Origin of the sequence: Gracilibacillus alcaliphilus (assembly GCF_016909015.1) — a bacterium.
Classification (GTDB): Bacteria; Bacillota; Bacilli; order Bacillales; family Amphibacillaceae; genus Gracilibacillus; species Gracilibacillus alcaliphilus.
On record NZ_JAFBFA010000026.1, the window covers coordinates 65,471 to 76,749 of the forward strand.

21 protein-coding genes are annotated in these 11,279 nt (G+C 37.6%); all 21 read right to left on the reverse strand.

Going from position 1 to position 11,279, the window contains the following annotated elements; genetic code table 11:
• Positions 1-7 precede the first annotated feature (7 nt).
• Entirely contained in the window at positions 8-256 is a 249-nt protein-coding gene (locus JOD18_RS16905; protein WP_204670294.1) for a hypothetical protein, read from the reverse strand.
• A complete protein-coding gene (gpG, locus tag JOD18_RS16910) occupies positions 253-585 on the reverse strand; it encodes a phage tail assembly chaperone G (protein ID WP_204670295.1) in 333 nt (110 codons plus the stop codon). Before gpG ends, JOD18_RS16905 begins: the two co-directional genes overlap by 4 nt.
• A complete protein-coding gene (locus JOD18_RS16915; RefSeq protein WP_204670296.1) occupies positions 585-1,184 on the reverse strand; it encodes a major tail protein in 600 nt (199 codons plus the stop codon). The genes gpG and JOD18_RS16915 overlap by 1 nt, the downstream gene beginning before the upstream one ends.
• Complete coding sequence (locus JOD18_RS16920; RefSeq protein ID WP_204670297.1) at positions 1,185-1,517, reverse strand: hypothetical protein; 333 nt, start codon at positions 1,515-1,517, stop codon at positions 1,185-1,187.
• Positions 1,514-1,918, reverse strand: a complete 405-nt coding sequence (locus JOD18_RS16925) for an HK97-gp10 family putative phage morphogenesis protein (RefSeq protein WP_204670298.1) — start codon at positions 1,916-1,918, stop codon at positions 1,514-1,516. Before JOD18_RS16925 ends, JOD18_RS16920 begins: the two co-directional genes overlap by 4 nt.
• Positions 1,915-2,247: a phage head closure protein gene (locus tag JOD18_RS16930; protein WP_204670299.1), complete on the reverse strand. Its 333-nt coding sequence runs from the start codon at positions 2,245-2,247 to the stop codon at positions 1,915-1,917. Before JOD18_RS16930 ends, JOD18_RS16925 begins: the two co-directional genes overlap by 4 nt.
• On the reverse strand, positions 2,244-2,531 hold the full coding sequence (locus JOD18_RS16935) for a head-tail connector protein (RefSeq protein ID WP_204670300.1): 288 nt from the start codon (positions 2,529-2,531) through the stop codon (positions 2,244-2,246). The genes JOD18_RS16930 and JOD18_RS16935 overlap by 4 nt, the downstream gene beginning before the upstream one ends.
• Positions 2,532-2,561: 30 nt before the next feature.
• A complete protein-coding gene (locus JOD18_RS24660; protein WP_275583035.1) occupies positions 2,562-3,059 on the reverse strand; it encodes a hypothetical protein in 498 nt (165 codons plus the stop codon).
• Positions 3,059-4,246, reverse strand: coding sequence for a phage major capsid protein (locus JOD18_RS16945; RefSeq protein WP_204670313.1), 1,188 nt, complete (start codon positions 4,244-4,246; stop codon positions 3,059-3,061). The genes JOD18_RS24660 and JOD18_RS16945 overlap by 1 nt, the downstream gene beginning before the upstream one ends.
• 120 nt (positions 4,247-4,366) lie before the next feature.
• The gene (locus JOD18_RS16950; protein ID WP_204670314.1) at positions 4,367-5,113 is read right to left on the reverse strand and encodes a head maturation protease, ClpP-related; all 747 of its coding nucleotides are present in this window, start codon (positions 5,111-5,113) and stop codon (positions 4,367-4,369) included.
• A gap of 19 nt (positions 5,114-5,132) precedes the next feature.
• Positions 5,133-6,392, reverse strand: a complete 1,260-nt coding sequence (locus JOD18_RS16955; RefSeq protein WP_420827807.1) for a phage portal protein — start codon at positions 6,390-6,392, stop codon at positions 5,133-5,135.
• A 15-nt stretch (positions 6,393-6,407) separates the two neighbouring features.
• Positions 6,408-6,614 (reverse strand): hypothetical protein, encoded by a 207-nt coding sequence (locus JOD18_RS16960; RefSeq protein WP_204670301.1) that lies wholly within the window; start codon positions 6,612-6,614, stop codon positions 6,408-6,410.
• Positions 6,598-6,816 (reverse strand): hypothetical protein, encoded by a 219-nt coding sequence (locus JOD18_RS16965; protein ID WP_204670302.1) that lies wholly within the window; start codon positions 6,814-6,816, stop codon positions 6,598-6,600. The genes JOD18_RS16960 and JOD18_RS16965 overlap by 17 nt, the downstream gene beginning before the upstream one ends.
• 15 nt (positions 6,817-6,831) lie before the next feature.
• Positions 6,832-6,981 (reverse strand): hypothetical protein, encoded by a 150-nt coding sequence (locus JOD18_RS16970; RefSeq protein WP_204670303.1) that lies wholly within the window; start codon positions 6,979-6,981, stop codon positions 6,832-6,834.
• A gap of 3 nt (positions 6,982-6,984) precedes the next feature.
• Positions 6,985-8,688: a terminase TerL endonuclease subunit gene (locus JOD18_RS16975; protein ID WP_204670316.1), complete on the reverse strand. Its 1,704-nt coding sequence runs from the start codon at positions 8,686-8,688 to the stop codon at positions 6,985-6,987.
• Positions 8,682-9,191, reverse strand: coding sequence for a phage terminase small subunit P27 family (locus JOD18_RS16980; RefSeq protein ID WP_204670304.1), 510 nt, complete (start codon positions 9,189-9,191; stop codon positions 8,682-8,684). The genes JOD18_RS16975 and JOD18_RS16980 overlap by 7 nt, the downstream gene beginning before the upstream one ends.
• Positions 9,192-9,329: 138 nt before the next feature.
• Positions 9,330-9,689 (reverse strand): HNH endonuclease, encoded by a 360-nt coding sequence (locus JOD18_RS16985; RefSeq protein ID WP_204670305.1) that lies wholly within the window; start codon positions 9,687-9,689, stop codon positions 9,330-9,332.
• Complete coding sequence (locus JOD18_RS16990) at positions 9,686-9,979, reverse strand: hypothetical protein (RefSeq protein ID WP_204670306.1); 294 nt, start codon at positions 9,977-9,979, stop codon at positions 9,686-9,688. The genes JOD18_RS16985 and JOD18_RS16990 overlap by 4 nt, the downstream gene beginning before the upstream one ends.
• Positions 9,980-9,981: 2 nt before the next feature.
• A complete protein-coding gene (locus JOD18_RS16995) occupies positions 9,982-10,281 on the reverse strand; it encodes a hypothetical protein (RefSeq protein WP_204670307.1) in 300 nt (99 codons plus the stop codon).
• Positions 10,278-10,784: a hypothetical protein gene (locus JOD18_RS17000; RefSeq protein ID WP_204670308.1), complete on the reverse strand. Its 507-nt coding sequence runs from the start codon at positions 10,782-10,784 to the stop codon at positions 10,278-10,280. Before JOD18_RS17000 ends, JOD18_RS16995 begins: the two co-directional genes overlap by 4 nt.
• A gap of 42 nt (positions 10,785-10,826) precedes the next feature.
• Complete coding sequence (locus JOD18_RS17005) at positions 10,827-11,150, reverse strand: hypothetical protein (RefSeq protein ID WP_204670309.1); 324 nt, start codon at positions 11,148-11,150, stop codon at positions 10,827-10,829.
• Positions 11,151-11,279 lie beyond the last annotated feature (129 nt).

Below are 11,279 nucleotides of genomic sequence, written 5' to 3' on the forward strand. Positions count from 1 at the left end.
TCATCTCCTAATTCCAAATATCACCTAGATAATGTTCTTTCTCTTGTGGCTTCTTGGCATGCTCCGTTACTTCCGTCTCTGCTTTTTGAACGTCTTCAGAAAAAAGATCATCAAAAAAGTGGACGTCCATCTGATCAATCTCAGACATCGTCCACCCTGTTCTTTTTATTTCTCCTCCATAAATAGGACTCGGTTCAGGAAACATTAATTTTTTATACATAACAAGAAGGGAAGTGTACAGCTCTTGCGCTGTCACTCCCCCTTCATGTTTCCCTCTTGATCAATTTCTTTATTAGTTTCATTTGGAATTCCAAACACTGCTTCTCTCAATTTTTCATAAAAATATTTGTCACTGACACCATTAAATAATTGGTCAACGGTAAATTGACCGCCGAACACGACATCACTTAAAATAGAAGCCATTTCTGTTTCTTCATCCAGCTGCTGCTGCGCAGTCGCCCGATAATCTTTTCCTTTTTTCTCGTTCTCTGCCTCGATTTTTAAATACATGCGCTTTGCTAAAACAGGAACTATGGGAGCTGTAAAGGTTTTTAATTCTCCATCAATACGTATTTCAATATGCATTAACCTTCCACTCCTCCGCCACCACTGTTAGGTTCATAGTCACTATCAATTACTTGCTCGAACCAATTATCGAAAATCGTTTCGTCTGTGACTTTAGATGATTGATCCCACAACTTATATTTTTCACGGCCATCATGAAGACGTGGTAAAGCTTCTCCACTTAAGTTAGGGGTTTGATAAGTCGGTGTTTCTTGTAATGTTTCTTTATTTTCTTCTGCAGGTGCGAGTTTCACTCGATAAATCCAAAAATACTCGTATCCACCTCGTGCGCTTAAAGATCGACCACCAATAGCGATATATGGAGGATCATCATTTACGTTATCTGTTAATCCACCATTATCATCTAGATCTTTTCCTAAAATATCCGATTCTACTTCTTCTTCCAAATATGCTGTATTTAAAGTAACAGCGATCGGTCCCTTGGCTGCGTCAGAAAATAAAGTACCGTCATCTGCACGTAAATTCCCACGGTTGATTGATGGTTGCAAATTCAATGCCATAGCCGGACCTAGTTTTTTAATTTCACTGTACGTTGTTGATTTTTCACTTTCGGCTGTAATCACAGCATAATGTAAATCTTTCAATCCTTTAATAGCCATTTATTCTTCCTCCTTTGATATATAACTGAAACGTATAATCCTTCTATACTTTTTCATTTCTGTTTCATAGGTTCCGGATTCGAACATTCGCCCAAATCCGGCACTCTTCATTTCCTTTTTCACTTGTTTAACAAGCTTATTAAAATTTCCTGAAGAAAAAACGTCCACTTGATAAAAATGCTTGGTCCATTGCTCATCATCATCTGCTGACAACCACGGCGCCTGATTATATTCATTAAAAATAATGTATGTGGGTTCGTCTCCTGTATAGGTTCCCTGTGACGTAGGAGCAAGTGGTTCCAATATTTCTTTAATTAATTGATCAACACTCATGACATACCCAACCCTTTTTGAAATACATCAACATACTGATTCAAGATATTGTCTTTGTTATTTTCATAGACAATGGAGACTAACGGCTTTGGAGCGATGAACCGCTGAGCACGAACATTCCAAAATCCAAACTCGTGCATATATAGATAGAATCCCGGAGCCTGTGCTCCACCCTTTGTCCCAACAAATAATTCATGATTCGCTGGATCAGTTCTAGTAATGGATCCTTGCGCCTCTCCTGAACGTCTAGTAAGGCCATGGGAATATACCTCAGAAGAAATTTGTTCTTTTAAAAAGTCTCCACCCTTTATCAAAGCCTCATCTTTTAAATCTTCCGTCACGCCCTCTATCTTTTCCACCTCACGAATCAATTCATCGATACCCTCAAATTCAATATTCATGATACCACCTTCAATCTAACTGACATGGTTTTCTTTAAGCCATCATCATCTTCTACAGATTCGATAGTGTGCTTTTTTCCTCTCCAAATAACAAAAAGGTTTTTTGGGCGCTTTTCGTCCGATAGCTTTGGTTGATAACGAATCTGAAAATCTCTCATGTTTTCGTTGTTGCTGGTAGCTGCAGCATAAAAAGAACGGCCTTTTAATGTTTTTAAACTGGCCCACGCTTTTGTATATTCAGTAGGGTCAGTGATAGGGAAACCCTCATCATCCGTTCCACCTGCAGGTTTTTGGAAAATTAATCGATGTCTAAAATGACCTGAATTCATTCAATGGCACCAACTTCCTTATAGCAATACCTCAATTGTTGAATAATAGCTTCAAATGAATGAGGGATGGGATAAGAAGCATTTCCTATCCTAGCTAACTCTCGGTTATCGTACCAATGGCCGACAAGCACAGTCACAGCCATCTTAAATAATTCGTTGGACTCATCAATCTCACCTACACCATTTTTAACATAGATTTTCGCCCTAGTAATAAGTGATTCGAGCATTTTGTTATCCTCATCATGATCAATTCGCAAGTATTCTTTAATTTCATTTACTTGCATAACATCACCTCAAATAAAGAAGAGAACGAATTATTCGCCCTCTCCGGTATCAATTAACGTTTTCAGCGTCGCAACCTCATCAGCTGTAAATTGGTTATCTCCTGGGTCGCCTTTATCACCTTTAGGGCCAGGTTCTCCTTGATCTCCTTTATCCCCCTTTGGACCACGTGGACCCTGTTCACCAGCTCCGCCACTAGTCTGTCTCACAAGTTTAGCAAGCTTCCCCTCTTCCACAGCCTCTGCTACATAACCAATGCCAGTAGATTCAGAGGCAACAATAACGCCATCTTCACCAACTTCGACATAAGCACCTGCTGATAAATCTTCTCCTGTTTCTACTTCCCAAATAGGTTCATTTTTTAAGGTAACCGTTACCTCTACCCCTTCTTTAAGGTCACCTGTTGATTTAAAATCAGGAGTGTCACCAGGTTCAGTAATAGCAATTTGTGGCATACCGTTACCGCCTGTTAAAGACAACAGACGGTTAGGTTTTACATCTTGTGTTACTACAGCTTTAAAGGTTGTCATTATCCTTCGACACCTCCACTTAATACATCAATTTGACCAAACACAACCGCTTCTGTATCCCACGTAGTTACATCTTCACGCATAATGGCACGAAACTCAGTAGTGTTTGTTCTCCAAGCATTACCGCCTTCTTTAGTCTTATCAATTACTAATTGTTTTCGATCCCAAAGAACAACTGCTTCTCCTAAAACCCCAATAATAAATGGTGCTTTTCCACCATTAGTTGCAATAGTTTTATTGGATAATACAACAACTGGATGAACACCTGATAATAATTTACGTGTCGCCTGTGTTGGATCTGGCTGCAATAACGGACGACCATTTTTATCTTCTAAATTATCAAGGTAGTTAAAACCATCTTGATTTGTATAAATGGTAGCAGATTCAGAGAAGGCAGGATCAAGTGTTACATTTAAAGTAGTCTTTATTCCTTTAATCCCATCCAAGTCTACTTTCGGAATGGTATTAACCTGTTGAAGAATTAAATGATTATCCGTTGCTTTCCCTTTCTTAGCAATCCATTTGATCAAATATTCTTCAAGTGCTTGGTCTGTATCCTCTAAAACTGTATTAGGCACTGGCAAGAAACCAGCATAGTCTTCAATCGCATAAGTTAAACGATCGAACTGCGGAGATTCAATTTCCTCCATTGCATTTGGATCTCCATATTCAGATAATGGAGCGAAAGGAGTATGATCTGCACGGCGTTCTAATGTTCGAGCACCTTTATTAGTTGAAACAGGAACAATTGTTACATATTGACGTAGATCATCACTAGACTGTCGTAACTCGTTAATGCGAGTCTGAATGTCCTCTGGAATGATATAACCGCCATCTTCACCATTTTCAGATGAAATACGAGCTTTATATCTATCCATAACCTCTTTCTCTTCTGTTGTCAGAGACTGTCCACGAACTGCTTTGAAGAATACTGCTTTATAATTTGGTGGTTCTTCTTCCTTTTTTGGATTCGGAAGATTAGCACCAGCCGCTCCTTGTGGTTCCGGAATGACAATTCCTTCAAAATCATTCTTTAACACAAGGAAGTTGTCTAATTCTTCTTTAGCAGTTTTAGCTTCTTGAAGCTTTGTTTTCGCTTCACCTTGCTTCCCATCGTCCATAAGAGCCTTTGCCTCATCTCTTAAATCAGATACATTCTGACGCAGTTCTTGCTCTCTTTTTGTCATACCCTGCGCACCATTCATAGTCACAGATAGTACCTTCTTATTTCGCATTAAGCGTTGTAATGCATTTTCAAATGTTGTTTTCAATGTGATTCCTCCTTATTTTTCGCATAAAAATAGACCTTACAATGCTAGTAGGTCCAGTTCGTTTTGAAAACGAATTAATTCATTTTCATTATTCAGTTGTGATTCGTTGTTTGGTTTACCTCCATCTATAGCAACAAGTTTCGACGGTGTTTTATCATACCTTGCTAAGATATCCGTTGCACATGCAGCAATAGCTTTCGGTTCTGTCACTTCTACATTAAAATATTCAGCCACTCGGTCACCAGTCAGCCATGTTTCTTTTTCGACCATAGCCTTTATTGTCTCAATATCAACATCTGTTTTCAGCTTATCCTTGTAAACGTTGATAAGTCCTTCTTCTAACACATCTAACCTTTCTGCAATATCTCTAAAATCAGTAGCATTGCCGATAGCTATAGTTAGTGGTTTATGAATCATTAAATAGGCATTGGATGGTATATAAATAGTGTCTCCAACCATCGCAATAACGGAAGCCATTGAAGCCGCTACTCCATCTACATACACATTCTTTTTTGCCTTATTACGATTCAGCATGTTGTAAATAGCTTGACCAGCAAATACAGAACCACCTGGGCTATTAATATAGATGTTTAATTCATCCAAACCATCTACCTGATTTAACGCGTCAAGTACATCATCCGGCATAACGTCTGCTTCATCCCATTTCCAATCTGTATTATCCACAATTTCACCATAGATATAAAGATCAGCAGATGTTGAGGTGAGGTTTTTCACCGTCATCAATTGATTATGCTTCTTAGAATTAATCGGTGTAGCACTCATATAGACAGGCGTTTGATAATTACTCTTCTTGATTTTCCTCACCTCCTTTCAATAATCCCGCTCTTGCAAGTTGATACTCATCTGCAATATCAAGCGATACATGGTTGAGGTCCACGCGGTGTTTATCTCCACCTTCTATGGCGTCCTCATCTTCCAATTCAAGTACTTTATTGATACTATAAGCACCAATTTCAGTCATTAGCTTGTAAAATTCACCTTGTGTTTTCTTATCCGCTCTAAGCAACGCCTCTAAGTTAAACTTGATATAATAATTTAACATCTCACGTTCCGAAAAAAGACTATAAGAAAATTCTTCTTGATATTGCGTGTAAATTGGACTTAATGTGTTCCGTATAAAATCAATGGCCTGTTGTTCGATATTAGAATGAGTAGCTCTCTCTAGTTCATTGACCATATGCATAGGAATGTTGTAAAAGGTTGCGATCTCCGTTTTATCAAACTTCATACTCTCCACAAATTGAGCGTCTTTCAGTGGCATTTGAATACTCTGATAATCGAGACCAGCGTCCAATATGGCCACACGTTGGGCATTGTTGATTCCAGTATTGGCACGCTCCCACTCTTTTCGTACAACATCTTTCGCCTCACTATTTAACATACCATCTACTTTTAAAACACCGGTAGTAGAAGCACCATTACGGAAAAACCGTACTTTAAACTTTTGAGCTGCTTGTGCACTACCGATAGATTCCCTCATCACTTGGATAGGTGATTTTCCTTTAATACCATCGGTGGATAAGGCGGTAAGATGGATAATGTCGCCATGCCAGATTTTCACGTTATCGCCATTAGGCAAGACTGTGTGATACCAGAGTTCATTCGTCTTAGTATCAACGACCGGATCTGTCTTGGATGGATTCAACATCCATAATGCCCTTGGTCTTCCATCCGCTCCCCAATCAATATTAATATAAGCATTTCCCCATAGATTTCTATGGGTTTCAATCAGGTGTTTAAATTTAAATGGTCCTTGATACGGATTAGGTCTAGTTTCTAATAATCTAGCAACAGCATGTTTTTTGTCTCTAGTACGTCCTGTAGCTGTTCGCTTAAATACCTGCATAGGTAAAGTCGCAATACCATTGGCTAGTATATTGACACAAGCATATACAGCAGGAACACCCAACGCTGAATTAACAGTCACTTTCTCACCGCTATTGGTTTCATGGCCAAACATCTTTAAAAACCAAGGTGCTGGATTTTTTAAATCGGTTGATTCTGTTTGTGCTTTAGGAGTAAAAGCTTGTCTAAATAACAATGTTTATCACCTCCTTCACCTCCTCGCAATGAAAATGCCAATAATAAATAAAAAGGCTGCCAGTACATAGTTACCAGCCAAGATATTATAGTTAATGACTGTAATTAAATAGGTGTTTACAACCACTATGATAACTGCTGATAAAATAAAAAAATCCTCCAACCATTTGGTGAAGAATGAAATAAAAAATGCTGTTATGAAATCCTTAATTGCTTTTGCCATTAATGTTCACTCCTGCAGGTAGTAATAATTCTAAGGCTTCCTTTTCAGTAAAAGGTTTGACTAGAGAATCAATCCGTTTTGCGATCTTCTTCTTTATTCGCCTGTTCTTTGTTCTTTTAAAGATTTTATACAGTCTTTCATATTCTTCATCATCCATTCTGATAAAATAGGCTGGTATTTTTCCTTTTGCTAAATATCCCATATTAAAACCTCCCATCTACTTCAACGCCTCTGCCTGCACCATTAAATATAAAAATCTACCCATTGCAGATTCTAATTCCTTTACATCTTCGCTTTTTATTGCATTAACAATATCACTTGATACATCACGCAACTTTTTGAAAAATTCCAACTCTTTATTCTCCATCTTTTACATCCTCCAATTATTTAAGAAATGGGCGCTTAAATCTTGTGTTTGTTCTCCTGCCATCGCCCTGGAGAAAGCATTAATAATAGCTGCGGCAGGGTCGATTCTTTCAATTGATTTATCTTTATCTAACATGATGTTTTCTTGTGCGTCTTGCTTAGTGACGGCATTACTTAACGCCCAATGTAATAATGGATCACCAAAATGATTAACTTCTTTACGGTAAGCGCCGCTCCGCAGTTCCTTAGTAGCTGCAGATAAGTGCCTTAAAAATTGCGGAATTTCCACCATAGTAAAACCATGATTTTCTAATATCTGAACAAGATGGGTCGCATTCCATTTATCAAAATCAATTTCGATAATGTTATAGCCCTGGTCACGCATATCTAAAATATGATGTTCCACATAACTATAATCGACTACACTTCCAGGAGTAGTTGTTAAATAACCCTGATCCCTCCACAAATCAAAGCGGACATTGTCTGTATTAATTCTCTCTGACAGTTTATCTTCTGGCATAAATGAATGTTGTTGTACAATGAATTTTCTTTCCGGAAGTTGAAACACCTTTCCGATACTTGTTAAATCTGTAGTACTGGATAAATCCAAGCCAAGAAAAACCGGATAAGGAAGAACGTCTTTAGACTTAATAATTGCTGTCTTCCATTTTGCCATGTTCATATAACCGTTTGGTTTAGAGTCTAGCCAGACATTCATATTCTTTGTCATGAAGCTTCTCATTTTTTCAGGCTGTTCTAAGGCAACTTTCAATTCTGAACGGATAGAGGTTAAGCCTTCCTCGTATGTTGCGACTATTGGATTTGCTTTAATCCAATTCGATTCATCCTTAATGTCATCAAGCAAGTTTCCTTCCTCGTCCTTGTCGAGTTCACAAACAATGGCAAAATACTCATCGTTCTCTTGAGGCATATCTGGATCTAGTAATTTACTAACATACTCATATTCTTTAAAACAAGGTAACGATAAATTGAAGCCTGCTGTTGTAATAACAAACATTAAAGGCTCTTTACGAGCAACCATCCCAGAGGCTAGAACGTCATAAATCTCACTTGTTTCATGGGCATGGTACTCATCCACAATTCCAACAGATGGGTTTTTACCGTCACCTGTTTTCCTAGCTTCTTTAGATAAAGGAATGATAACCGATTCATTTTTGTAAATGTTTATTTTTCCATATGCTTGATTCCATTTACCCTCTAACAATTCACTAGTTTTAATACCAGATAAAACGGCCTCGTACACCTCAGAGGATTGATCTCTAGTCCAACCTGCAATAAACACACGCTGTTTTTCATCACCAAAAAAAGTAATGAATCCTGAAATAATTGCTAGGAACTGAGACTTAGCATTTTTCCTTCCTAACTGAATATAAACCTTGCGGATTTTTCGAGCGTCATTCTTTTTCTTTTTGAAACATAGAATATTAGCAGCTAAAAACAGTTGAAAATCTACCAGCTCAATAGGCTGGCCAGCTAAGACTCCTTCAACATGTTTGAATTCATGGGCAAACCAATAAAAGTCATCAAGCGTTTCTTCGTCAAAATAAAAAAGACTGTCATCTAATTGACACTCTTCATAATCTCGTATAAACCTCTTAACTGCCCAGATATGTTTTTTACCCGCCCTGATCTCACCGTTTAGTATCTTTTCGCTGTAGTCAAATACTCGCTCAAGAAAAGTCATAATCGTCCATTAAAGCGTTTTTCAGCTTCCGTTTTTGGTGTTGTATCTTCATCCGTTTTTGGTGTTGTATCTTCATCCGTTTTTGGAATAACCAATTTCAAGCGAGATGTAATCGTAAGCCCTAGATCATTAGCAGCTGACCTGCATTCATTGAAAAGTAAATTCTTGCTTCGTTGCATTTTAGAATATAAGTCAAAATCATCTGCTGGCTTAGTCTTCCTCAATACGCGCACAAGTTTAATATATTGATCTTTTGAATCAACGTATCTAGCTAAACTGTCCACATCAAGATTGCTGAAAATATTCAATCTCATCAATTCAACTGCCAACTTTTCAAACTCATCTTTTTGTGATTTTAATAAATAAGATGGTGGATCAACTTTATCAGTATGACCTCTTATTCGTTCCTCATGTTCCTGACGCTTCTTTATTTCGTCTTTTGTTAAATGGTTCGACCTTCCTTTACCTTGAATTACTGATAAAGGTTGTTTATTTCTTCCAGCCACGTTTTTACACCTCCTTGAAAATATTGCAAAAACGGATTTTTTTGCGCGCTTGACTGGGCGGCGCTCCTAGCGAATGAGTGTTTGTAAAAAAATGGGCAGGGGGATTCCTTTGGTTTTTTTGGTAAACACATGGTAATATCATCCACCATGATCTATCTGATTATGACATCGATGACAAAGGCTTTCTAAGTTGTCTAAATCCAAACGCTTTGACCAATCGACAAGCAACTCAACCTTGTGATGTACAACTTGTGCCTTCGTTAGTTTCTTTTGTTTCAAACATCTTTGACATAAATAATTATCTCGAATAAGAGCCAGCTTCCTAACCCTTGTCCACTCAGTCGAATGGTAGAAGGAGTTAGCCTTTTGGTTCCGTTTATATTGATTGTAAATCCTACTAGATTCCTGAGCCATATTCTTATGAATATCGCACCAAGTTTCCCTGGTCAAATTATTACAGCCCACTTCTTTACAAGGCTTCAATGATCTGCGTGTCATAAATCTGCACGACCAAATCTAATCAGATTATCTTTAAGCCTTGCCATCCGTGCATTGATCTGGTCTTGTAGTTCTAGCCGTCTTTCTATATGGATCGCCCCTTTTAATTGATCCTTCTTTTTCTGGAGCTTCCTTACTCTAGAATCAGTCACAAAAGATGTGTAATGAAAATAGCATCGATCACATTCAATATAAGTTTCCTTGATATTATTTGGGTGGCTTTTTTCTTTAAAGACAATATTAAAAACATGACCACAGTTATTGCACATGGTTGTTTCTAGTTGATTCATTATCAATCACTCACCTCTCTAAAAGGAATGCGCTCATCACCACAATCAATATGGAGGAACGTATTATCTTTAGAATATAATTCTATTTCCATTGGCAATCCGTAATCCTTTGCAGCTGCTTCACTTATTTTTAATATTGCTTTTGGGATAGTCGCAATAATGTTTCCCTCGGCACGCAGATTAACAGTTTCGTCATGATATATATGATGATTCAAAAGAAAATTAAAATCCCATTCACTCACATGCGGAAACCTATACCTCAAGTCGGCCATTGTACTACCGGAAAAGTAAGATTTTTTCATTCCGTTTCTCCTCTCACTCCACATTTTTTTTGCGACAGGTTACTTTCATAATCCCACCCACAATCATCACAAATCAATTTAACCCCTTTGACATTATCACCTAAAGAATGAAGTGTGGTTTTACTACTGCCACACTGATGACATGTGGCATGCATTTCGTCAAAGACCATCGTTCGAGGTTTATGTCCAGCTAGTGGCTTAATTTTGTTATATGCCTCTTCCAATTCTTTCACTGCAGCAGTAGCTTTCCTTGCTTCACGTTGTACTGCTTTTAATCCTTTTAGTGCATCAGACACATTGATGTTTACTTTAAGTTTGTCTCTTTCTCTTTTCGTTTCAATATGTTTAGCTGCATGCCAAATGTCAACAAATGCCCCTTTGCATTTCGGACAAGGAAGAATTTCTACACCTCGGTCTACTTCAATAGTATCTTTAAAGCTACATACCAAACACTTAAAACAAGCTCTACCCTTTTTAACTTCGCACGACTTATTGTCTGCCATGATAATCATCTCCTTTTATTTTTATACATAAAAAAGACGCCATTAATTGACGTCTTTGTTTTGTTCTTCTATAGCGTATCTCATTCTTCTCATAGATTCATTCATTACAGAAAGGTGAGCAATAATTCTATCTAAGGCTATTAAAATAGATCCAATCGCTAGACTTCCTAACAATGTGGAGAAAGCGAGTGTCAAAAGTGTTGTAAACTCTTGTTTCATGACTGCATACTCTTCAGGGAATGTGTAAGGCAAGTCTTTAACATCACTCCAAGCCGACCAATCAAAAGAAGCTAAAATACCTATAGAACCCAAAACTCCAATTCCAATGAAAACCATCCCTAAAATATTTATGAATGTTCTCCTCAAACTAACCAACCCCTTAATGTATATATAAAACTATTGATGTTAGTCTAATAATTGGACATACCAAATGGGGATTTTTATACTAAATATAATAATCTTTAGGAGTGTCCAGGATGGTAAAACGATATGATA

Excerpts from the sequence above, each read along its gene's own strand:
- JOD18_RS16965 (WP_204670302.1), bottom strand. The coding sequence starts at position 6,816 with ATGGGATATTTAGCAAAAGGAAAAATACCAGCCTATTTTATCAGAATG.
- JOD18_RS16970 (WP_204670303.1), bottom strand. The coding sequence starts at position 6,981 with ATGGAGAATAAAGAGTTGGAATTTTTCAAAAAGTTGCGTGATGTATCA.
- JOD18_RS16950 (WP_204670314.1), bottom strand. The coding sequence starts at position 5,113 with ATGAGTGCTACACCGATTAATTCTAAGAAGCATAATCAATTGATGACG.
- JOD18_RS16985 (WP_204670305.1), bottom strand. The coding sequence starts at position 9,689 with ATGACACGCAGATCATTGAAGCCTTGTAAAGAAGTGGGCTGTAATAAT.
- gpG (WP_204670295.1), bottom strand. The coding sequence starts at position 585 with ATGCATATTGAAATACGTATTGATGGAGAATTAAAAACCTTTACAGCT.
- JOD18_RS17000 (WP_204670308.1), bottom strand. The coding sequence starts at position 10,784 with ATGGCAGACAATAAGTCGTGCGAAGTTAAAAAGGGTAGAGCTTGTTTT.
- JOD18_RS16925 (WP_204670298.1), bottom strand. The coding sequence starts at position 1,918 with ATGAATATTGAATTTGAGGGTATCGATGAATTGATTCGTGAGGTGGAA.
- JOD18_RS24660 (WP_275583035.1), bottom strand. The coding sequence starts at position 3,059 with ATGACAACCTTTAAAGCTGTAGTAACACAAGATGTAAAACCTAACCGT.
- JOD18_RS16935 (WP_204670300.1), bottom strand. The coding sequence starts at position 2,531 with ATGCAAGTAAATGAAATTAAAGAATACTTGCGAATTGATCATGATGAG.
- JOD18_RS16945 (WP_204670313.1), bottom strand. The coding sequence starts at position 4,246 with ATGACAAAAAGAGAGCAAGAACTGCGTCAGAATGTATCTGATTTAAGA.
- JOD18_RS16930 (WP_204670299.1), bottom strand. The coding sequence starts at position 2,247 with ATGAATTCAGGTCATTTTAGACATCGATTAATTTTCCAAAAACCTGCA.
- JOD18_RS16960 (WP_204670301.1), bottom strand. The coding sequence starts at position 6,614 with ATGGCAAAAGCAATTAAGGATTTCATAACAGCATTTTTTATTTCATTC.
- JOD18_RS16915 (WP_204670296.1), bottom strand. The coding sequence starts at position 1,184 with ATGGCTATTAAAGGATTGAAAGATTTACATTATGCTGTGATTACAGCC.
- JOD18_RS16920 (WP_204670297.1), bottom strand. The coding sequence starts at position 1,517 with ATGAGTGTTGATCAATTAATTAAAGAAATATTGGAACCACTTGCTCCT.
- JOD18_RS16995 (WP_204670307.1), bottom strand. The coding sequence starts at position 10,281 with ATGAAAAAATCTTACTTTTCCGGTAGTACAATGGCCGACTTGAGGTAT.
- JOD18_RS16990 (WP_204670306.1), bottom strand. The coding sequence starts at position 9,979 with ATGAATCAACTAGAAACAACCATGTGCAATAACTGTGGTCATGTTTTT.